At 63.3% G+C, this 21,628-nt stretch carries 24 protein-coding genes; 6 read left to right on the top strand and 18 right to left on the bottom strand.

Translation table 11 applies throughout. From position 1 onward, the window contains the following. The first annotated feature begins 4 nt into the window (after window positions 1-4). The 5 genes from lpdA to TERRO_RS00740 all read left to right on the top strand — a co-directional run bounded on the left by lpdA (window position 5) and on the right by TERRO_RS00740 (window position 4,762). The gene (gene lpdA, locus TERRO_RS00760; RefSeq protein WP_041592384.1) at window positions 5-1,426 is read left to right on the top strand and encodes a dihydrolipoyl dehydrogenase; all 1,422 of its coding nucleotides are present in this window, start codon (window positions 5-7) and stop codon (window positions 1,424-1,426) included. A 51-nt stretch (window positions 1,427-1,477) separates the two neighbouring features. Then, entirely contained in the window at window positions 1,478-1,678 is a 201-nt protein-coding gene (locus TERRO_RS00755) for a type II toxin-antitoxin system HicB family antitoxin (protein ID WP_014784074.1), read from the top strand. Further along, window positions 1,678-1,890, top strand: coding sequence for a type II toxin-antitoxin system HicA family toxin (locus tag TERRO_RS00750; RefSeq protein WP_014784073.1), 213 nt, complete (start codon window positions 1,678-1,680; stop codon window positions 1,888-1,890). The genes TERRO_RS00755 and TERRO_RS00750 overlap by 1 nt, the downstream gene beginning before the upstream one ends. Continuing rightward, window positions 1,887-2,639: a lipoyl(octanoyl) transferase LipB gene (gene lipB, locus TERRO_RS00745; protein WP_014784072.1), complete on the top strand. Its 753-nt coding sequence runs from the start codon at window positions 1,887-1,889 to the stop codon at window positions 2,637-2,639. Before TERRO_RS00750 ends, lipB begins: the two co-directional genes overlap by 4 nt. A gap of 149 nt (window positions 2,640-2,788) precedes the next feature. Beyond that, window positions 2,789-4,762 (top strand): 2-oxo acid dehydrogenase subunit E2, encoded by a 1,974-nt coding sequence (locus TERRO_RS00740; RefSeq protein WP_014784071.1) that lies wholly within the window; start codon window positions 2,789-2,791, stop codon window positions 4,760-4,762. A gap of 167 nt (window positions 4,763-4,929) precedes the next feature. On the opposite strand, the gene TERRO_RS00735 is transcribed toward TERRO_RS00740, so the two are convergent. Then, window positions 4,930-5,685 carry a bestrophin-like domain gene (locus tag TERRO_RS00735; protein ID WP_014784070.1) on the bottom strand — a complete coding sequence of 252 codons (756 nt, stop codon included), beginning with the start codon at window positions 5,683-5,685 and terminating at the stop codon, window positions 4,930-4,932. 237 nt (window positions 5,686-5,922) lie between these two features. Here TERRO_RS00735 and TERRO_RS23480 point away from each other — a divergent pair, with 237 nt between their 5' ends. Continuing rightward, window positions 5,923-6,225, top strand: coding sequence for a hypothetical protein (locus TERRO_RS23480; RefSeq protein ID WP_014784069.1), 303 nt, complete (start codon window positions 5,923-5,925; stop codon window positions 6,223-6,225). 49 nt (window positions 6,226-6,274) lie between these two features. On the opposite strand, the gene TERRO_RS00725 is transcribed toward TERRO_RS23480, so the two are convergent. The 17 genes from TERRO_RS00725 to TERRO_RS00645 all read right to left on the bottom strand — a co-directional run bounded on the left by TERRO_RS00725 (window position 6,275) and on the right by TERRO_RS00645 (window position 21,610). Then, window positions 6,275-7,567, bottom strand: coding sequence for an Hsp70 family protein (locus TERRO_RS00725; protein WP_014784068.1), 1,293 nt, complete (start codon window positions 7,565-7,567; stop codon window positions 6,275-6,277). Window positions 7,568-7,572: 5 nt separating this feature from the next. Next, window positions 7,573-8,769 carry a 5-(carboxyamino)imidazole ribonucleotide synthase gene (purK, locus tag TERRO_RS00720; RefSeq protein ID WP_014784067.1) on the bottom strand — a complete coding sequence of 399 codons (1,197 nt, stop codon included), beginning with the start codon at window positions 8,767-8,769 and terminating at the stop codon, window positions 7,573-7,575. Further along, window positions 8,766-9,269: a 5-(carboxyamino)imidazole ribonucleotide mutase gene (gene purE, locus TERRO_RS00715; protein ID WP_014784066.1), complete on the bottom strand. Its 504-nt coding sequence runs from the start codon at window positions 9,267-9,269 to the stop codon at window positions 8,766-8,768. The genes purK and purE overlap by 4 nt, the downstream gene beginning before the upstream one ends. Window positions 9,270-9,317: 48 nt before the next feature. Further along, a complete protein-coding gene (locus TERRO_RS00710; RefSeq protein ID WP_014784065.1) occupies window positions 9,318-9,575 on the bottom strand; it encodes a hypothetical protein in 258 nt (85 codons plus the stop codon). 155 nt (window positions 9,576-9,730) lie between these two features. After that, complete coding sequence (locus TERRO_RS00705) at window positions 9,731-9,946, bottom strand: hypothetical protein (RefSeq protein WP_014784064.1); 216 nt, start codon at window positions 9,944-9,946, stop codon at window positions 9,731-9,733. A 32-nt stretch (window positions 9,947-9,978) separates the two neighbouring features. Next, complete coding sequence (locus tag TERRO_RS00700; protein WP_014784063.1) at window positions 9,979-12,084, bottom strand: hypothetical protein; 2,106 nt, start codon at window positions 12,082-12,084, stop codon at window positions 9,979-9,981. A 9-nt stretch (window positions 12,085-12,093) separates the two neighbouring features. After that, the gene (locus TERRO_RS00695) at window positions 12,094-13,059 is read right to left on the bottom strand and encodes a hypothetical protein (RefSeq protein ID WP_014784062.1); all 966 of its coding nucleotides are present in this window, start codon (window positions 13,057-13,059) and stop codon (window positions 12,094-12,096) included. Then, the gene (locus tag TERRO_RS00690; RefSeq protein WP_014784061.1) at window positions 13,056-13,547 is read right to left on the bottom strand and encodes a hypothetical protein; all 492 of its coding nucleotides are present in this window, start codon (window positions 13,545-13,547) and stop codon (window positions 13,056-13,058) included. Before TERRO_RS00690 ends, TERRO_RS00695 begins: the two co-directional genes overlap by 4 nt. 2 nt (window positions 13,548-13,549) lie before the next feature. Beyond that, entirely contained in the window at window positions 13,550-13,951 is a 402-nt protein-coding gene (locus TERRO_RS00685) for a hypothetical protein (RefSeq protein ID WP_014784060.1), read from the bottom strand. 1 nt (window position 13,952) lies between these two features. Next, entirely contained in the window at window positions 13,953-14,555 is a 603-nt protein-coding gene (locus TERRO_RS00680) for a hypothetical protein (RefSeq protein ID WP_014784059.1), read from the bottom strand. 151 nt (window positions 14,556-14,706) lie between these two features. Beyond that, the gene (locus TERRO_RS00675; RefSeq protein WP_014784058.1) at window positions 14,707-15,678 is read right to left on the bottom strand and encodes a hypothetical protein; all 972 of its coding nucleotides are present in this window, start codon (window positions 15,676-15,678) and stop codon (window positions 14,707-14,709) included. Window positions 15,679-15,998: 320 nt separating this feature from the next. Then, window positions 15,999-16,295: a hypothetical protein gene (locus TERRO_RS00670; protein WP_014784057.1), complete on the bottom strand. Its 297-nt coding sequence runs from the start codon at window positions 16,293-16,295 to the stop codon at window positions 15,999-16,001. Between the two features lie 11 nt (window positions 16,296-16,306). Then, window positions 16,307-16,900 (bottom strand): hypothetical protein, encoded by a 594-nt coding sequence (locus TERRO_RS00665; protein ID WP_014784056.1) that lies wholly within the window; start codon window positions 16,898-16,900, stop codon window positions 16,307-16,309. After that, on the bottom strand, window positions 16,848-18,230 hold the full coding sequence (locus tag TERRO_RS00660) for a phage portal protein (protein ID WP_014784055.1): 1,383 nt from the start codon (window positions 18,228-18,230) through the stop codon (window positions 16,848-16,850). Before TERRO_RS00660 ends, TERRO_RS00665 begins: the two co-directional genes overlap by 53 nt. Before the next feature lie 143 nt (window positions 18,231-18,373). Next, complete coding sequence (locus TERRO_RS00655) at window positions 18,374-19,201, bottom strand: DUF3037 domain-containing protein (protein ID WP_014784054.1); 828 nt, start codon at window positions 19,199-19,201, stop codon at window positions 18,374-18,376. A 67-nt stretch (window positions 19,202-19,268) separates the two neighbouring features. Continuing rightward, window positions 19,269-20,135 carry a HipA domain-containing protein gene (locus TERRO_RS00650; RefSeq protein WP_245536179.1) on the bottom strand — a complete coding sequence of 289 codons (867 nt, stop codon included), beginning with the start codon at window positions 20,133-20,135 and terminating at the stop codon, window positions 19,269-19,271. Window positions 20,136-20,197: 62 nt separating this feature from the next. After that, the gene (locus tag TERRO_RS00645; protein WP_157178210.1) at window positions 20,198-21,610 is read right to left on the bottom strand and encodes a phage terminase large subunit family protein; all 1,413 of its coding nucleotides are present in this window, start codon (window positions 21,608-21,610) and stop codon (window positions 20,198-20,200) included. Between the last annotated feature and the right edge of the window lie 18 nt (window positions 21,611-21,628).

Below are 21,628 nucleotides of genomic sequence, written 5' to 3'. Positions count from 1 at the left end.
TTTTGTGGCAGATACGATCTTTGATGTGGCCGTCGTTGGCGGCGGCCCCGCCGGTTATTCCTGCGCCTTCCGCGCTGCACAGTATGGACTGAAGGTCGCACTGGTCGAGACCAGCGACAAGCTGGGCGGCACCTGCCTGCACGTGGGCTGCGTTCCCACCAAGGCGATGCTGCACTCCGCCGACATCTTTGACCACGCGAACGAAGCCACCATGTACGGCATCGACGGCATCGGCGGCGGCACCGTGAACTGGCCCAACGTGTTGAAGCGCAAGAACGACATCATCAACAAGCACGTGGGTGGCCTGCAATACCTCGTGAAGAAGAACAAGGTCACGCTGGTGCGCGGCACCGGCAAGCTGACTGGCCCCGCAAAGGACGGCGTTCACACCCTGGACGTCGCTGGCGTCGACGGCACAGCATCGCAGGTCAAGGCCAAGAAGATCGTGCTCGCCACCGGCAGCGATGCGCGCATGATCCCGGGCTACCAGCCCAACGACAAGATCCTGACCAACGTAGAGATCCTGTCACTCGACAAGATCCCGCAGTCTCTCGTCATCATCGGCTCGGGTGCAGTGGGCGTCGAGTTCGCGAACGTCTTCAACAGCTTCAAGTCCAAGGTCACCATCATCGAGATGGCCGACCGCATGGTGCCTGCGGAAGATGCAGACATCTCCAAGGAATTCCTGCGGCAGTACAAGAAGAAGGGCATCGACTGCCACCTGTCCGCAAAAATGGACAAGATCGAGGAGACCGCCGAAGGCGTCAAGGTCCACTTCAAGACCAGCGACGGCAAGGACAACATCCTCGAGGCAGACAAGGTCCTCATCGCCATCGGTCGTGCACCGCGCACCGCGGCCCTGAACCTCGAATCGACCAAGATCGAGCTCGATCGCACCTCCATCAAGGTCGACGAGTACCAGCAGACCGCTGAGCCCGGCATCTACGCCGTCGGCGACATCGTTGCAGGTCTGCCGTTGCTCGCACACAGCGGTTCCATGTGCGGCGCCATTGCGGCTGCGCACATCGCCGGCAAGTACGCCAAGCCCATCCAGCGCAACCTGATCCCGGGCTGCACCTACTGCGAGCCGCAGATCGGTTCCGTAGGCCTGACCGAGGCCATGGCGCGCGAGAAGGGCCTGAAGATCAAGGTCGGCAAGTTCCCGCTGGCCGGCAACAGCAAGGCCACCATCCTGAACGCCCACGACGGCTTCGTAAAGGTCATCGCGGACGAGCAGTACGGTGAAATCCTCGGCGTGCACATGATTGGACCGCAGGCGACCGAACTGATCTCCGCAGCCGTCGTCGCCATGCAGAGCGAGATGACCGTGGAAGAGATGATGTACACGGTTCACCCGCATCCCACACTGTCGGAAAGCCTGCTGGACGGCTACTCCGCGGTGTACGGCATGGCGCTGAACGCGTAGACAACTTGGGGAGAGGCGATCGCCTCTCCCCAAAACTTTTAAGGAGGTTCGATGCGATACAAAGTCGAACTGATCAAGTCAGAAGAAGGCTATGCCGTGAGCTGCCCGGATCTGCCCGGCTGCTGGTCGCAGGGCGAGACAGAAGAACAGGCCCTTGCCAACATCAAGGAAGCAATCAGCGAGTACCTCGCTTCCGTCGCAGAGATGGAAGCGCGCAAGGAAACCCGCTACGTGGACGTCCTCGCCTCCTGATGGGCAAGCTCCCGGGCATCCAGCACCAGCAGGCGATCCGTGCATTGCAACGCGCCGGCTTTGAAATCACACGCCAGAGCGGCCATGTGGTCATGTCCGATGGCCGACGAACGATCGTGATTCCCAGAAACAACCCCATCAATGCCTTCACTATGTTCGGAATCATCAAGGACGCGGGACTTACCGTGGACCAGTTTCGAGAGCTTCTATGAACTACATCCATCTCCTCCAACTCGGCCGTGTCCCCTACACAGAAGGCCTGCGCATCCAGGCCGAACTCATCGCCGCGCGCAAGGCGGGCACCATCGGCGACACACTCGTCCTGCTGGAGCATCCACCCGTCCTCACGCTGGGCCGTAACGCCCGCCGCGACAACATCCTCGCCTCGGACGAGTTCCTTGCAAGTAAGGGCGTGGAAATCCATGAGGTCAACCGCGGCGGCGACGTGACCTATCATGGTCCCGGCCAGCTCGTCGGCTATCCCATCGTCGATCTCCGTGGCGACCTGCCCGGCAAGAAGGGTCCGCACCTCGGCCCGGTCGACTTCGTCCGTCTGATGGAAGAAGCCATCATCCGCGCCTGCCGCAACTTCGGCGTGCAGGCCCAGCGCATCTGCGGACGCACCGGCGTCTGGACCCTCGCGGGCGGCTCCGTGCTTGAGAAAAAGGTCGCTGCCATCGGCGTGCACGTCTCACAGGGCGTGACCTCACACGGCTTCGCCCTGAACGTCACAACGGACCTGCGCGACTTCGACTGGATCGTCCCCTGCGGCATCACCGACCGCGCCGCAACCTCGCTCGAGCTTGAGGTCGACGACCCACCCGCGCTCGCCCCGACCATGGAAAACGCGAGCAACGCGATCTCCCGAAACTTTGGCACCGTTTTCGAACGGCAGATGATCTTCGCCGAGTCGATGGAGAGCATCTTACATCCGGCGATACTCGGCGCGACTGTGCGATAACCGTTCTGGTTCCGTCGGTTTACGCCATCCGCTCTATAATCTTCTGGTCTGCAAAAGGCCCGTCTGCGCCGCCCTGAACCGGCTCGCACGGGCTGTAACGACGGCGAACGCGGCCGGTCATCACTACAAACTCTGCGCGAAGGAATCTCATGGCAACCGAAGTCGTCATGCCCCAGATGGGCGAATCCATCACCGAAGGCACACTCACCAAGTGGTTGAAGCAGGTCGGCGACACCGTTGCGCGCGACGAGCCTTTGTTTGAAATCTCCACCGACAAGGTGGACGCGGAGATCCCATCGCCCGCCGCGGGCATTCTGACCGAGATCAAGGTCCAGGAAGGCGCGACCGTCTCCATCAACGCTGTCGTCGCCGTTCTGGGTGGCGAGGCTGGCGGCTCCGCCCCGGCTCCCGCCGCAGCGGAAGCACCTGCCGCAGAAGCACCGAAGGTTGAAGCGGCACCCGCTCCGGCCCCTGCCGCCGCTCCTCCCGCTGCTCCCGCCGCAAGCTCCACGGAAGTACCGATGCCCCAGATGGGCGAGTCCATCACCGAAGGCACCATCACCAAGTGGCTCAAGAAGGTCGGCGATACCGTCCAGCGCGACGAGCCCCTCTTCGAGATCTCCACCGACAAGGTCGACGCAGAGATCCCCTCGCCCGCGACCGGCGTCCTCACCGAGATCAAGTCCGCTGAGGGCACCACCGTCAGCATCAACACAATCGTCGCCGTCATCGGCGGCACCGCAGCCGGTTCCTCGCCTACACCCGGCGCTGCCGCTCCTGCTGCCACCGCTGCCCCGGCAGCCGCCGCACCCGCTGCCTCCGGCGGAGCATCCACCGAAGTCCTGATGCCTCAGATGGGCGAGTCCATCACCGAAGGCACCATCACCAAGTGGCTCAAGAAGGTCGGCGACAGCGTTCAGCGTGACGAGCCCATCTTCGAGATCTCCACCGACAAGGTCGACGCCGAGATTCCCTCGCCCGTCGCCGGCACACTCACCGAGATCAAGGCCGCGGAAGGCACCACCGTCTCCATTAACACCGTCGTCGCCATCATCGGCGGCGCTGCTGGATCCACCGGAACATCCGCTCCCGCAGCAACACCCGCCGCAGCTGCACCGGCTGCCGCAGCCGCTGCGCCCGCAACGCCAACCGGCGAAACGCCACGTTCCTCGCCGCTCGTCCGCAAGATGGCAAGCGACAACGGCATCGACCTCGCCGCCGCCGGTATCTCTGGCTCGGGTTCCGCAGGCCGCATCACGAAGAACGACATGGTCGGCTACATCCAGGGCGGCGCCAAGCCTGCCGCTGCTGCAAGCGCACCGGCTCCCAGCGCACCGGTCGCGACACCAGCCACAGCTCCGGCCACCCCAGCGGTCCAGCCCACCGCGTCCGCAGCCGCACCGGCATCTGCTCCCGCACTCGGCGAGCTCGTACCGATGACCAAGATGCGCGCGATCATCGCGAAGCGCATGGTGGAATCGAAGGCGACCGCGCCGCACGTTCACTCCACCTTCCGTATCGACATGACCCGCATCGTAAAGCTGCGCGAGAAGGAAAAGAACAAGTACGAGCAGCGCAACGGCGTGAAGCTCACCTTCATGCCCTTCATCACCCGCGCCACCATCGAGGCGCTGCGCAAGCACCCCGTCGTCAATGCCGCCATCAAGGGCGATGCCATCCAGTACAACAAGAACATCAACATCGGCATTGCCGTCTCGCTCGACTGGGGCCTGATCGTCCCCGTCATCAAGCAGACCGAGGAGAAGAACTTCCTCGGCGTCGCACGCGGCATCGTCGACATCGCCAACCGCGCACGCAATAAGAAGCTCGCTCCCGACGACACCTCCGGCGGCACCTTCACCATCACCAACGCAGGTATCTTCGGCGGCGTCTTTGGCACCCCCATCATCAACCAGCCGCAGTCGGCCATCCTGAGCATCGGCGGCCTGACCAAGGAAGCCATGGTCATCCCCGACTCGGACGGCAACGACGTCATCGCCATCCGTTCGGTACAGTGGTTCACCCTCGGCTACGATCACCGCCTCATCGACGGTTCCGACGCCGGTAAGTTCATGAGCGACTTCAAGAACATCCTGGAAAACTGGACCGAAGACATCGGCTAAGCAACAGCTTCAACGCACAAAAGAAGGCGGCAGACTCAATCGAGTCTGCCGCCTTTCTCTTGCACCTCTCTCCTCGAATCCAGACCCGCAGCAAGGCGAAAACTTTCCGGGGCAGGCCGAAAGCCCGCGCTGTCCCAGCCCAGAGCAACGCCCTGGGTTTACGGCTTCTAGGACCGGATGCCTTGCAACAGCCGCTCCATACTCTGCTGCTGCACACGAATCAAACCCGACCGAGGACTATCCAGGTCATAGACCAGCGCCAGCGCCGCTGCCAGCACCACCGGCAACACAACCCTCAGCACAATCGACCGTGACTGCAGGCTGGTCCCAACGATCAGACTCGCCACCGATCCCAGGAACAGCAGCATCGCCCACGCCGTTGTGGGGATCCGATCTTCCAGTGCAGCCGTCCGCTTCTCCGTCACATCGATGCTGTCGTTCAGCGCGCTGAAGAACAACGCCGTCTCTGGATCGCGCCGCATGGTCGCCTCCGCGCTGGCAATCCGCCACATCTCAGCCTGCAGAGCACTCGTCTGCTGTTGATCCCGACTCAGGAGCAGCTCGGACGTACCCGCTGCAAGAAAGTTTATGCGCACCGGCACATAGCGCCGCATCAGATCGCGCTCTGCCTCACGGCCACTCTCGCTCAGCAAGGAAGTCCGCAGCCAAAGCGTGCCAAGGTTGTTCGCCTCGGCAATCTCAAGCTCCTTGCGATGGTCGTACCGCGAGACCGCCATGGAAAATGTGAAGCCAAGCAACAGCCCCAGCAGCGCCAGCACCGCACCCTCCAGCGTCTTCAGCGATCCACTCTCACGCTCAATCGCATCACCGTGTCGTCGACGGATCCAGAGTCCCGCAAACGTCGCACCCACCAGTAGGCAGAGCACGAAGACGAAGAACAGACCGGGAGCCACACGTGACATGCAGGCAGTGTATTGCGTACCGCTCGACCTGCATCGCCCTTTTCCTTGTGCAGGGTCTTCCTAAGCCCGGTGTCGCACAAATGTGGGAGAGCGAAGTCACATTCATCCCGCACACATGTCATGGAAGATTCACACCACATGACGCCATTTGGCCTCGAATCTAGGGTCATGTCTGCGCGCGCAGACCATCCAAACGAACAACCTGTGAACAGGTAAAAAGAGGAGCTTCAGACAGCCATGATCAACACCATCGAAGAGACCGAGACCGTGCCGATGAACCTGCTGCAGGATGACGAAGACAACACGCTGCCCGAAGCTGCTGTCGATCCGTCCGCCGATCCAGCCGCGGACGACGATGTCGAAGACGACGACGAAGAGTTCGAAGACGACGACGAGGATGAGGACGACGAGGAAGACGACGAAGAAGAAGAAGGCGAAGAGATCGACGAAGACGCCGATGACGAGGATGAGGATGAGGATGACGAGGAAGAAGATGACGACGAAGAGGTCGGCGTTCCTCCCACCGCAACCCGCAACTAGTTCACCGGATCAAGGCTGGGGCGCCCTACGCGCCTCAGCTTCGAACGGCCTACTCCGCAGCCATTAACGCCAGGCCATGCGCGACGCTCGTAAACGCCTCACCACCAATTACGCGATCCGCCCCGAAGCGCTCCGTAAAGACCTGCCGCACCGCCGGCACCAGCGACGTTCCGCCGGTCAGAAAGACGCGATCCACGGCATCCGCTCCGGTCTTCGTCTTCTCCAGCAGATCATCCAGGCTCACGCGAATGCGCTGCAGCTCGGGCGCGATCCAGCCTTCAAACTCCGCACGCGTCACCGGCGCTCGCAGGTGCACTGTCTCCGCATTCAGTACAAACTCCGTCTCCATCGCAGACGATAGATCGATCTTCACGCGCTGCACCGCCTGGTGCAAACGATAGCCAAGATCGTGCTCCACCACAGCCTGCAGCAGCGCAATCTTCTCCGGCTCTACAGCCCGCTTCAGCGCGGTGCGCAGCAGCTCCGTCACATTGCGTGTACGCAGGAACGACAGCGTGTGCCAGCGCTCAAGATTTGCATAGATCCACGCCGGCAGCGCAGGCAGCAGCTTGTTCAGCTCGCGACCCATCGTATCCGCACCCAGTGCGGGCGAGATCAGGTAGCGCACGATCTTTGCGTCAAACGCATCGCCCGCCAGCCCAACGCCGGTGGTGCCCAGCACCGTGCGTTCGCCCGGCCCCAGCTTCAGCAGTGAGAAGTCCGTGGTGCCGCCACCGAAGTCGCCGATCAGCACATTCTGCGGCTCGCTGACGTCCGCCGCATACGCATACGCCGCGGCCACCGGCTCCATGGCAAAGGTCACATCGGTAAAGCCGGCCTGCAGGAACGACGCACGCAACCGCGCCTCGGCAAAGTCATTGTCGGCATCCACATCCGCTCCGACAAAGTGCACCGGCCGCCCTGCAACAGCGCGCGTAATCTCCACACCCAGCGAGGCGCTCGCGCGCGTACGCAGGTCGAGCAGCATCTTCGCAACCAGGTCTTCCACACGGTAGTTGCGGCCGAAGATCTCCGTGCCCGTGAAGGTCCGCGAAGACAGGTAACTCTTCAGCGACTGAATCAGTCGGCCCTGTACCTCGTCCTCGTGCGAGTCGGTATCCAGGTAGCGGTCGATCGCCTCCGGCCCGCTCCACACCGCTGCCGGCTTGCGCGACTCCACCTTGCGCTGCAGGTACAGCACCGACCGCGACGAACGCGTCGTGCTGCCCGCCGAGGGAAACTCCGCCAGACGCACCGAACCGTCCGGCAGCCGCAGGGCGACCGAACTGTTCGTCGTTCCAAAGTCGATACCGACGACCGGGCTTTGTTCTGCAGCTGCCACGTTCGTTACAGCCGAGCCTTCGCGGCCAGCACGCGTTCGCGCGCCTCATCCGCCGTGGCGCCCACCGCACTCAGGTGACCCATCTTGCGGCCCTTGCGCGGCTTCAGCTTCTCGTACAGCGTCAGGCGGACGCCGGGGATCGCCAGCGCCTGGTCGAACGCCGGCTGCTTCTCCGTACCGTCGTCGTTCAGCCAGACATCGCCCAGCAGGTTTGCAATAGCGGTCGGCTGCACCATCGAAACATCGCCCAGCGGCAGGTCGCACGCCGCGCGGATCGCCTGTTCAAACTGGCCCGTGGTGCAAGCGCGTTCGCTGCCGTGATAGCTGTTGTGCGGCCGCGGTGCCAGCTCATTCACCAGCAACTGCCCATCGGTCGTGATGAACATCTCCACAGCCAGCAGGCCTTCCAGTGCAAACGTATCCGCGATCTCGCCGGCAATGTTCTGCGCACGCGCCGCCAGCTCGTCCGGCACGCTGGCAGGAATCACGCTCCAGCTAAGGATCTGGTTTTCATGGAAGTTTTCCGCCGGCGGATAGACCCTCACCTCGCCGTTCGGCGCCCGCGCCACCATCACACTGATCTCTTTCGCCAGGTCCAGTGCGCGTTCCGCAACGCAATCTGTAGCGCCCACATCCTGCCACGCCTGCAGGATCGCGGCATCGTCCACTACGTCGCCGCCAAAGCCCAGCTTCGCCTGTCCGCGACCGTCATATCCGCCGCGCGCCGACTTCACGAACACCGGCCCGGCAAGCTCCTTCACAGCCTCTCCGAGCTGCTCTTGCGAGCGCACGGCGCGGTAAGGTCCCGTCGGAAAGCCATGCTTGTTCAGCCAGTCCTTCTGCTCCACACGATCCTGGATGATGGCCAGCATCGCCGCTCCGGGACGCATCGGCGCCCATCGCGCGGCCTCATCCAGACTCAGAATCGAGACCTGCTCAATCTCAAGCGTTACCGTCGACGACTCCCGCGCAAGGTTCGCCGCGGCCCAGCGATCGTTCCAACCAGCCTCAATCACCGTGTCCGCGATATAGCCGGCGGAGCACGCAGGATCGGGGTCCAGCACATGCACCTTGTAGCCCATGGAGCGCGCTGCAATGCCCATCATGCGGCCAAGCTGACCGCCACCGAAGATACCGATCGTGCCGCCCGGCAGTACCGGTCCACTCAATTTTTCCAAAAGGTCTGCAGGCGTATCGATCACGCGTTCCCACCCTCATCCAGCGTCTCGGCCAGCACCAGTTGCTCCCGCGCAGCACGCCACCGCTCCAGCTTGTCGCCCAGCGCAGGGTCCGTCGTCGCAAGCACCGCAATCGCCAGCAGGGCAGCATTCACAGCGCCCGCCTCGCCAATCGCAAGCGTACCCACGGGGATGCCCTTCGGCATCTGCACGATCGACAGCAACGCATCCAGACCATTCAGCGACGTCGCATTCACTGGAACACCAAACACCGGCACAATCGTCTTCGCCGCCAGCATGCCCGGCAGATGTGCCGCGCCGCCCGCTCCCGCGATAATCGCGCGCAGACCACGGCCGCGTGCCTCCGTGGCATACATCCACAGCAGATCCGGCGTGCGATGTGCGGACACCACACGCGCCTCATGCGCTACACCAAACTCCTGCAACGTGCGCACCGCCGCGCCCATGCAACTGTAGTCACTCTTCGAGCCCATCACCACGCCCACAAGGGGAGACGTCGCCATAAGGTTTCGATTATATCGGCGACTTATGACGACGCACCGCACGTCAACCTACGACTTCGACCAGAGGCTTGCATTCAGGCACGCCACAACACCATCGATGATGGTGCCCAACCCGGCGGAAAAGCTGTCTGCGTCCAGAATCGTCTTGTTCGCAATGGCATCCGTCATCTTGACCGCAGCCGACACAACCTCCAACGCGGCCGACTTCTTCTGGTCGCCCGTCTTCGCTCCATAGATAGACTCAACGCCCTGGATCAGGCTCGGCAGGATCGCAATACCGCGTAAAAACAGCTTCAAGAAATTCATTTCCTCTCCTAAATAGTTAGGAGCCGCGCCCTCTCGGCGCAGCTCCTGGTTGTCTTTCGTTTCCTCATCCCAGCCTCAAGCGAGCGGTGGAACGGGTGCCCCATTCATGACAGTTCCATCGTCATGGGTGGGAATCGCGCCATGCGCAACCGCTCTCAGCGCCGCACAAAATCCAGCGCAAGATGAAACAGCGTCAGCAACACACTCAACCCGCCACCAATCCCCTTCATCCGCTGCACCGCTCGCTCATGCCGCTCCACGCGCTCTTCCAGCAGGTGCAGCCGGCCCGGCTGGCCGACGCCCAGAAGGGCGTCCATCTGGCTCTTCAGGGCGCTCAGCTCACTCAGCACCTTTGCTTCAAAGTCCGTCATACTCATCTCCATTCGGTGTATCGCGCACGCCGCTACGAACCATCGGGCAGGCTGGTCAACACCACGCTCGACACCGCCGAATACCTCGCCGGGGTCGAGCCGTCATACATCCGCACATAAAAGCGCTCCGCAAACGCCGCACGCGGCACCGAGAAGCTCCGCACCGGGCTCCGCAGCACCAGGTCCGCCGTGCTCGCCGAACCGAAGTTCGCATCGCTGCGACGCACCTCAAATCCGCCGCCAAGTGGCGCATCCACGCCACTATCCACCTGCAGTGCGCTACCCGTCGCAATCAGCACCTGCAGCCCTCGCAATCTCTCAGGCAACGAAGCACCATCGACCGTCACAGCAATCGGCTGCGGCACATCCTCAGCCAGCCCGCTGCCGACCGTGAACGACATCGACTCCGCGCGGCTCTGCCCGAAGGTCGCCGTGTAATGCAGCAGCTCCGGTGCACAGTTGCCGGCAACCACCGTCACCGACTGCACCGGCAACATCCGTGCGGCGCCACCACTCTGCACGACCAACGTATCGCGGGGCTGCACATCCGCCGCAATACCAGCGCCGCGATGCCACGCCACGCTGCCACGCGTGCCCGTTGCAGCACCCGTAGCAAGCGCCAGCAAAGCCTGTGCCGCCGCAAGACAATCCGCCGAGCTACGCGCAGCCGGCCGCAGCACATGACCACTCCACTGCGGCAGTCCCGGCAATCCCAGGTCACTGCGCAGCGTCACAGCCGCAGCATCCTGCGCGCGCGCCACCGATCGCCGCGGCCGGCGATAGCGCACGGTAAGCAGTTCCCCCGGCTGCGGCACACGGCCAGGATCGAACGTCAGCGTACCCGCCGAAGTCGTCGCATAGTCCGCGCCCGTACCCACCGCACCCTCGCGACGCGTCGTCCGCGAACCATCCGTCGCCGTGCTCACCACCCACGCCGATCCCGTCTGCGAAAGACCGACACTCGCCACGCTGCCGACCAGCGACGTGCTGTTGACCGGTGCAAAGACGCACTGCGCCGGTGACACCGCCATCGCGCCGTCATACAGAACAGTCGGCAGCGTGCTCGACGCTAGGCCAGGATCCGCAACCTCAATCACCACCTGCATCGCGGCATCGACCGTGCCACCGCCAAACTGCTGCAGCACGCCATCCACCAGCACCTCGTAACGCGCACGAACCCGCTGCATCTCCGCACAGTGCAGCCGCACGCGCAAGGCATAGCTGTGCCCTTCGCTGAAGCTATAAGTCGTCGGCTGTTCCACACCATTCACCACCGCCACCAGCGCATGTGCACCCGCAGCCCCCTGCACGCGAACACCCGCGACACAGTGCGCATGTCCGACCGACGTCTCGTAGAAGCCCATCAACAAGCCATCGCTGCCCGTCCCAAGCATCACGCCCTGCGCCTCGGCAACCAGCGTTCCGCCCATCTCCACCGGCTTCGCAAAGGCCAGCACCGTCGCGCCGTCATACCCCGAACCGCCACTCATCCGCAGTCCGCCACCGCCCAGCGACAGATACCCACCCGTGTCCGTCCGCGTCCACAGCGCCGCATTCAGTGCGCTGTCATCGAACTGCTCCCGCAGAATCGCCCCACTCCCTGCCTCACGAAAGGGCGCATGCAGGAGCGAAAAGCTCGCCGTCGTCCCATCGCCGCGGAACAACTCCGTCACATACGCCCCAGCCTCCGTCTCGCCGGTCAGCATCACGTCCATAGCCAGATCCTGCGTCGCCAACGTCGCCACAGACTTCAACAGAACATCCCGTAAATCCACGCTGCTCTGCACTGCCGTAACCGGCTGCAGAGCCTCTTCCGGCGCAGCCTCCGTCAGCCACTTTGACTCCAGCGCATGCATCCTCGGCCGTTCTTCCGCACCCTCACTCGAAGCAGCCGAAACAGCCGCCTGTGCGTCGCCTTCCACGAAGCCCTGAAAGAGCACGGACTGCGCCGCATCCAGCACCAGCACACGCGCGCGCGTCACCGGCATCGGCAGACCACTGCCCAGCAGATCCAGCCCCACATCGCAGCTCGTCCACGCACCGCGTCGGCGAGTGATCGTCAGCGGCGCATCGAGCAGGATCGCCCGCGTGTAATCCAGTCCGCCAAGCCCGTCGTTGTTATCGATGAAAAGATTCATACGCCTCCCTTACACCGCACGCATCGGTGCCGGCAGATACGTCCGGAAGCACACCGCGGCGTCGCCACCATTCGTGTCCGTCACCGGCAGCGCACGAAACTTTGCCGTCGGCCGCCACCGATCCACACCCGGCGCCAACTGCGTCACCACCTCGGCCGCCGCATCGCCCGCTGGTTGCAGCCGCGGATAATGCAGCAGAAGCCGATCGCCCTGCACACCATCGATCACCAGCAACGCCGACCACTCCGGCACAAAGCCGCCACCGGCGCGATCCACAAATCCCATCACCACATCCACCTTCATCGCCGTCGTGGGAACGCCCGCAGGCAACGGCTGCGCCAGCGTCACCGCACCACCCGTCACCTCCGCCACCACACCCACGTTGAAGCTCACACGCCGCGTGTAGTGCGCATCGACTACCTCCGGAACGTCCTGCACAAACGCACCCGGCGCACCGCTCCCCAGGTACCCCGTCGTCCCGGCATAGTCCACATCCACCACCACCACATCGCCCACGCTCAGCGCCGATCCCGCAGCCACCTGCAACACCGACGCCGTAGACCCGGCAAGCACCGGGATCGAAGCAGCCGCAGTGCCGCCGGAATAGTTCGCACGGCCATCCGCAGTCGTCCGCAACAGGTTCAGCGTCGGCGCGCCGGAAGACAGCGCCATCGCCACCCGCGTCCACGCCGGAAACGTCCACTGCACCGTCTCCTGCAACAGGCTCCGCGCCTGAGTCTTCACCGTCGCCGGAGCACCGCTCAACACCGGCGTCAGACCCTGCTCGGGCGACCGCACAAACCCTGCCACGACGCCTGCATCCAGCCATCCCGCAGCAGGCACTCCCGCTGCGAAACGCCCCATCGACGCCGGATCAAACGGCCACGGCCACGCACTCGCACGATCCACCGGCGAAACATACAGCCGGACAGCACCGCCAAACAACGACCCCGCCGCCAACACGCTCTCGCTCATGCCTCCCCCGCTTCCTGCAACGCGAAGAGCGTCACCGTCGCCGTCCTGCGAATCCGATCTGCCTCCATCCCGACTGCTCCAAACACCGGTGCAGACCAGAAGATCTGTGTCGCCATCACGACCTCTGGACTCACATCGAACCGCCGCTTCGCCACCGCCGAAGGCTGCAGCATCCGCCGCAACTCCCCATCCATCGCATCCAGCACACGGCCGCGATCCATCCCCGAAAGCTCCGGCGTGCCACGCTTTGCATACTCGATCTCGCACACGGCACTGCACAGTCCCATCGGCTCCGACTCATCGAACGCCGTCGCCTTCCACGTCATGACAAACGCCTCGACCAACGCAGAGTCTGTCTGCTCCAGCTCGTTCTCCGCAACCACCACCGCAGGCCGCAACGCACCGCGCACCTGCACCTCCCGCGACGGGTTTAGCGCAGCCAGTCGATCCCGCAGCGTGACGTAAAACGTATCCTTTGCGTTCTGCATGACTACACCACCTCCGTCGGCGGCAGTCGCAGCAACAACCGGTACAGGCAAGCCCGCCCCATGCTTGCAACAGCTTCCGTCGCCATCAGCACATATGCCTCGTCGCCCACCAGCACCGTGGTCACGGCACGGATCGCCGTCTCCACCGCACCATCGCCCTGCACGCCCAGCAGTAGCTCAAGCGCGTCCGCAGGCACCGTCACCTCAGCACGCTTCGCCTTCAACCGAACGGCCACCGGCGACAACGTCAAACGCTGAAACTCCGGGGATCGCAGACCAAGTTCCTCGCCCGCATCACCCGCGATCGGCGGCGCCGGGATCATCAGCACTACCGCCGACGCACCCATCGATCGCACCATCGCCTCCGCACCACGACGAGCCGCCTCTGCAAGATCGCTCCGCATCTCAGCCCATCCTCTCTGCCACGTAGGGCGCCAGCAGCCGCTGCACTTCTGCATCGACCAGCGCGCCGCTGAAGTACTCCATCGCCATACTGTCCAGCGCCTGCCGCTTCACATTCAGCGCGGGCATCGCCTGCGCATTCCGCACTATCTGCGCACACGCCACCTTCACCGGCACCGGTATCGCCGCATAGCCGGCCGTGTACGTCACCTCTGCCTCATCGAACGGCACACCCAGCAAATGCGGCGTAAAAGTGACCGCCCCCGTTGCGGACACATCCAGCGTCGAAGCATCCACGCTGCTCCACGTCCCAGTCGGCGCAAAGGCAAGCACCTCAGCGGACCACGGGCTCACATCCGAACCAAGCCTGCCAAAGCGCACACGCGCCGACACAATGGCAGCAGCACCATCCGTCAGCGGCAGGTTGCTCAACTGGATCTCATACCGGCCACGCGCAAACCGCAGCCGCTCCACATACTGCGTCACGCCAAGGGAAGGCCTGCGGCAGAAGGCGTCGATCATGGCAGACGCAGCCGTGATCAGGTCATCGCCCGTCTCCTCCCCCAGCCCGAACGGCACATACTCCGCCGCGTTCAGATACTGCATCGCTCACAACCCTTCCTGAGCCCGAAGACTCATTTCCATATACATCAAAACGAAGCTGCATTCATTTCCATAAAGATCGAAATGAAAGCCGAGCGAAAAAAGAAAAAGGGGAGCGGCATCAAACCACTCCCCCTTGTCCTTCACGCGACTCCTAGCGATCGACCAGCACCTGGTAGTGCGCATAGCCCGCGCCCTTCACCACCAGGCCGCCAAACTTGCACACGACATACTGCGAAGCCAGCGAACCCGGCGTACCAAGCTGAAAGACACGCGGATTCGGGTCGGTCAGCCAGTGGTACTCGATCATGTCTTCCGTCACGATGTACGCCGGCAGCACAGCCGACCCGGAACCCGGCGTGCCCGTATAACCCAGCGTCCACTCCGGAATCAGCGGCAGGTCACCCGCCTGCGTCGACAGTGTCTTCACCGTCACGCCGCCCTGCACCTCTTTGCTGCTCAGCACTACGTTGAACTCCGCCTTCATCTCGCGGTCGATCAGGTCCAGCAGCACCGGGTTCGCATAGATGGCCGTGGGCCGCACGGCATAGTTGCTGTTCGCAACCATCTGCGCCACGGCGCTCTTCAGGCCGTCCACAATGCTCGCCGTCGTGCCGATGGTGGTCGTGTTGCCACCCGCCACGATCTGCGCCGCGGCACCGAAGTACTGCGTGCTCGTCGGCGTACTCAGACTGGTGTCGGCGCCATTCCAAAGCGCCAGGTCATGCGTGCGCATGACGCCCTCCACCGTGTCCGCCAGGTCCTTCGCCTGCAGATACGCAAACTGGCTCTGCTGCGCGCCAATCTCCATATCGAACAGGTTGTAGTTCAACTGCGCGACCAGCGCCTTCAACGGCACCGAACGCTCCACACGCGTGGGCGCAACCACCGGAGCAACAATGTTGCGAGGGTCGACAAACCCAGCGGAGGCCGAAGGCGCCGGGATACCCATCTCCTCAAAAAAGCGCGAAGGATGCCCCGTAGCCGGCACCTGCTTGATCCGCTGACCGAAGACGCCCCGACGACGAACAATGTCCGTAATCTCCGTCTGAAAATGCGGTACTTCCAAAGCGCCAGGTCCGATGTAGTCCGCCGCTGCGTGAATGTCCTTGAACTGTGCGATCATGCTCTTCCTATCTCCCTTATCTCGAACAACAAAAAAGGCGCAGCCAAAAGCCGCACCTCGTACTACTAACCACCCAAACCGGGTGCCCCACGTCTCGCACCTGAGAGGTGGGTATCGCGCACGGCGCGACCCTTAAACATCGGGTGCCCCATACATACGCAAAGCGGATGTGTGGGTCTCGCGCAAAGCGCGACCTACCTTACCCCGGGTGCCCCATTCTTTGCGAAGCAAAGGGTGGGTTAATCGCGCAAAGCGCGACCTGACTTAGCGGGTGCCCCACGTCTCGCGTTTGAGACGTGGGTTATCGCGCGAAGCGCGACTTACACCAGCATCCCAGCGCGCATGAGCCCGCTCTTCACCGCAATCCGCTGCTCCAGACTCAAACTCCGCAAAGCCTCATCCACCGAACCCGCTTGCGCTTCGATACCCTTAGCCGCGAAGGCTGCCATGGTCTTCCGACCCACCGAACCCTCCTGCGCCTTCACACTACGCAGATCCCCAATCGCCGACTCCATCGCACGAATCCGGCGATCCAGCTCCGCAATCGCATCTTCTGTCGGCGTCGACTCCGTCGCCACAATCGGCCCAAGAACTTCCATCCTGATCTCCTCTTCCATCTCGATCTCCCTCATCTTGTTGCGCTGCGTTCTGTCAATACGGGCACAGGCCGCATCGCCGGCGCACGATCCTCACGCGGCCGCATCCGTCGCGTCGAACACGTTGCAGCCACACTCCCCGCACGCGCCACGCGAAAGCTCGTGTTCCGATACGCCGCCTTCGTCCGCAGCAGAATCGCCGCGCCCGTAAACGTTGCGCGCGTTAGCCGCCAGGTCTCCGCACGCATGTTCTCCACATGCGCATCGGCCAGCTCATAGCTCATGCCCAACGCCTCATCCCCATGCGCACGCATCTCCGTCATCATCTCGGCGAAGTCCCGCGCAAACAGGTAACCGCTCACATGTACGGCATTGCCCTCAATGTGTGCCGCCGTGATGATGCCGCACTTCTGCTTCGCATCATGCCCATCCCATCCCGTCTTGAAGTCGACAGCCATGCCCATCAGACTCGGCAACGCCGTCTCCGCAGCATCCCGCGTCAACACCACGCGATGTCCACGTGCACCACTCGGCGCTTTGTCACTCGGCGAATCCACCAGCGTCAACACACCCTCAAACGGCACCCGATTCGGATGATTGTTCACCGCCGGAAACTCCACTGCCATTCCGCGTAGCTGCACTGCTGCTCCCTTCGCCGTTTTCGTTGTTGTTACGGAAAGAGTCGCCATCGCCTGTAGCTGCACTCATTCCCCCATCTCCTGAACCATTGGGACCAACCGTCGACGCCTCCAGCCCACGCATCGCACGAACCTCCGCAACCGTGAGCACGCCCGCCTGTAGCAGCTTGATCTGCAGATCCGCCTCTTCGGTCGAGTCACGCGTCAACAGATCGCTGAAGACAAACTCAACATCGTCCCAACCCAGCGCCTTGCCGATGACGTCGCGCGTTATGTGCTCCGCCAGCAGCTTCGCAACCGGCACAATCGCCGACTGAAACGCCTGCTCGGCCATCTCACTCGCGGTGCTGCGATTCACATCGTGCTCCAGGCCCAGCAGCATCGGCGGCAGATCAAACGCATTCGCCACAATGCGCAGCAGAAAGGTCTGCCACTGCAGCCGCAGGTCTGCGTCGGTACCGCCGGCAAAGCGCAACACCTCAGGCTTCTTCGCGGTCGAAAGAATCGGCACCTGCCCCGTACCTTCCACCTCGTCCTGCCACCAGTGAATCAGCCGCTCATGCTGCTGCGGCGTCGCCTCATCCAGCCAAAGCGCATACTGCACCACACTGTTCGAGGCAAGCTTGCCCGCATAACGATTCGCCGTCAGGAACTGGTTCAGCGTCTCAAACGCAACCTCCAGCCTCCCCAGGCCAAACGGCGTATGTGTCCGCGGATTCAGCCGCACATACATCAACTCGCGATCCAGCAACGGCACACCTGCAGCCGCTCCCAACGCCGTCTGCACATACCGCGGCGCATCGCTGTCCCCATTCCAGGCCACATCCATGGCAACGGTCGCGCCATCCACCGGCCACAGCCGCACCGGCTGCAGCGCGTCGCCCGTCGGCTCCACCTCCGCCGCACCAAAGCCACCCACCAGGATGTCCTCCAGCACCGGCTCCAGCAACGTGCGAAAACTGTCCTGCGGATTCGGCTGCTCCAGCGCACAGCGCAGAGCCCTGATCCGCGCCGCCACCTCCTCCGTAACAGCCACATCACGCTTCGCCCGCACCTGCCAGTCCATGCTGCTGATGCGATCCTTCACCACGTTGATCGCACGGCGAGCCATCGGCATCTCCGCAAAGCGCCGCAGGTTCTGCGGCGTAGCCTTCGGCAGCGCATGCACGTTACCCGCAGGCCGCCATGCGCTTCGCGCCAAGGGCGTCAGCATTGACGGCAACATCGCCGTCTTCCGCACTCCCTCCGCTACTGCCGCCTCCAACCCATCACTCTTCCAACCGCGCAGCGCACCACGCATCCGGTCCACTACCCCCACTCGGAACCTCCCTTCCAAAACAAAAAGGCGCAGCCCATGGCCACGCCTCGTACAAACTCTCGGTCCACAAAATCGGGTGCCCCATTCTTTTGCGAAGCAAAGGGTGGGTTATCGCGCGAAGCGCGATAACCCAATACAAATCCCTAAACCCGCAACTCCTTACGAGCCGTCTCCGCCGCGCCCGCCAACTGCGCCACCGTCAGCACCCGCAACCCCTGCTCCTCCATCGTCTCCACACCAAACCGATACCGATCTTCCGCCTCACCACTGCCTTCAACGACCCCACGCAGTGGCTCCACAACCGCCGCCAGATCCAGCGAAGCATCCTCCACCCGCCGCACTCCCGCGCGCAGACGATCCGCCGAATAAGCCAGCACCTTGGCCGCCTCCAGATCGCCCTCCAGCGACACCGCCTGGAACATGCGGATCACCCCATTGGGTCGATAGCCACAATCGATCTTCAACGGATCACCAGGCCGCGTGTACTGGCTGGCAGCAATGCGCTTCCGCATCAGCTCCCAAACACCCGCACGCTCAAACGTCGACCGCATCTGCGCCGCAATCCCAGCACGCCCAGACTTACGCCGGACCACCCGCTCCCGCATCGGCTCCACATACAGCCGCATTAACTGCTCCATCTCGGCAGGCACGCTCTCCGCCAGAGCACCGCGACTCTCCGTCATCTGCACGGAGGTAGAAAGCGACTCCTCCAGCATCTGCAGCACCGGCTTCGACCCCGAGCCACCATCGCGCACCCGCGCTGCCAGTTCGCCCTCCATCGCCTCCAGCAGAGCAGTGTCCGCATCCGGATCCATGCAACGAACACGCGACCAGTCCCGCGTAAACCGCACGCGAGTCGTCTCCGTGCGCCCCGCCTCGCGAAGCATCACGCCAATGTTCACGAACTCGTTCTTCACCGCATCCGGCACATACCGCAGCAGGTGAAACTCGCACTGAATCCGTTCCGGCAAACATCACCCCAAATCAAGTGTGCGGTGTCCATCACGCCCGAAGGGCGTCGAGAACAGCACGAAGTGCCTACATAACAAACTTAGACTCCACACCACCCACCCCAAACCCAACCGGCACAACCACCCGCCCAACCGATCCCCAATTCGGGAATGGCATCCGCGCCGACTCCCGAAACGCCGTGATCAACTCTCGCACACGCCCGCGCCGCTTCAACATCTGCTCCATCAACACTTCCAACTCAGCAGGATCGCCACCATACCACTCCGGAGGAACCACCTCCGCAATGCTCCACAGGATCCCCGGCTCCATCTCTTCAACGCGCGAGATCCACGGCTCAAAACTCTCCCATCCAGTCACCGCCTCATACACCGCATTCGACGCATACACCCCACGCAGCGGCGAATCCGGAAACCGCCACTCATTCGCATGAAAACAATATCCCTGGTCGATAAACACCGCCCGATACTTCCGTTCCCGCGGCCCACGCGCAAACACAGCTTGCCGCCCATTGCTGTTCCCAGTCCACTTATCGATGCATAACATCCCCGCGAACTCCCGCACATTGCGCAGCTCGCTCACCTGCTCTGCCGGCAGATAGTCCACCACCTGCCCCGGCATCAGCCCACCCACAAACTGCGACCCAAACGCCAACCCCTCCGCACACAACGTACGTTCCCCGCGACCCACATCCACCCACATCTCCGGCGAGTTTCGAATCAGCCATCCGCTCACATCCACCGCATCGCACGCAGGCACGGACAGTCCCGCCGCCTCCGCCAGCCGCGTAGCGATCAGCTCATTCGCCAGCACCCGCGACCCCTGCGGATTGTTCCGAAACTTCACCACCCACAGCTTGCCATCCGCTCCCAGCATCAACTGGCTCTGCGCCCCACCGCGCATTCTGCGTATCGCCTGCACTGCCTGAACGGCCAAATCGAAAATCCTCACCGGCAGCATAGCAACGCACACGCCATCCATCTGCCCGATGCGAATCGCTATGCAGCATTCATTCCGCGCACCGCCTGTGCCATCGCCATACTCATCACCAGGTCATCATGCGACCCACGAGCGGCCGCCGCCCGCCCCCGTTCATCCGCCACAAAACTCCGACACTCCGCCAGCAGCCGCTCGCTCCGAAACAGCTCCGGCCGCTGCGACAGCAGTACCGCCAGCTCACTCAACATGCGCGGCCGCGAAGCCGCATCCGTAGACCAGCCCGGCAGACCATCCCGCCCCGCATACACTGTCACGCCGAGCTCCTGCTCCAGGTAAGCCAGCACCGCCGAACCGATACTGTTCCGCTCCACCACCAGCGTCGCGCCGTTGTACTCACGAGCGAGATCTGCCGCAGCCTTAGCCAGGTCGCGCGTCGGCATCCGGGCCTGCAACTCCGCACACTGCATCCCCGTCGCAAGATCGATCACCTGCACCGCGCTGTAATCCCCCTCGCTCCCACCACCCGCTGAATCCACACCCGCAACATACTTCCTTCCAGGCACCGCCGGCAGCCACACCTGCAGCGCCTTTCCGCGGCGCAACTCCACCGGTGCGGCCACCTCTTTCATTCGTTCCACCAGCACCTCCCGGTCAAAGAAACACGCACCACTCTCGCGAAAGCAGCTCACCGCATCCTCCGCAAACTCCTGCGGCCGCATCGCCCCAAACCGCCGCGCCAGCTCCCGTCGAAATCCGATCTGCCTCGCCGACAGACGATGCTGCGCAGCCAGCACGGCTTCCTCCTCCGTGGTCTCCGCAACCGGCGTACCCACATACGCCGGCTCCCACCACCACGGAAAGAAGTGCCGCACCATGCCGCTCGCCTCCGCCTGCTGCCACTGCTCGTAGAAGCAGCCGTACGCACCATTCGGCGTACTCTCCAGCACCAGCTCACCCCCCGGAGCCAGCGCCGCCCGAAGCCCCGCCAGCGTCTCCGCCGCATCGCCCGTCCATCGCGCCACCTCACTGCAGTGCAGGTGATGCACCGTCAGTCCGCGACCCGCATTCGGCTCCGCCGCACTTGCAATTCGGAACTCCGAATCCACCGCCGGAAACGTAAACTGCCCCAGCCGCGCGCGGCCGCGCACGCCGACACTCTCGCGCAGATCCGTGGGCAGGTTCTCCCACATCCGCGCGACCACCGCAAACAGTGCCTCCGCACTCTCCCGCGTATGCGCCACCATCAGCGTCGTCGTCCCTGGCACCAGCATCGTCCGCAACAGAAACCGCGCCGCGATCCACGTGCTCATCCCCATCTGCCGCGCCTTCAGCACGATGTTTTCCGTGCCGCGACGCCTCGCAAACGATCGCTGAGCGCGATTCGCGATCAGCGGCACCGCACCGCCGCATTTATCCCGCACCACGATGCACTCCTCCGCAAACAGCACGCTGCCGATCGGGTCATCGAGCACCCTGCGCAACTCCTCCAA

The organism is Terriglobus roseus DSM 18391, assembly GCF_000265425.1.
GTDB classification, from domain to species: Bacteria; Acidobacteriota; Terriglobia; order Terriglobales; family Acidobacteriaceae; genus Terriglobus; species Terriglobus roseus.
Note: the sequence above shows the minus strand (reverse complement) of the source record. Positions and strands in the feature narration are given on the sequence as shown.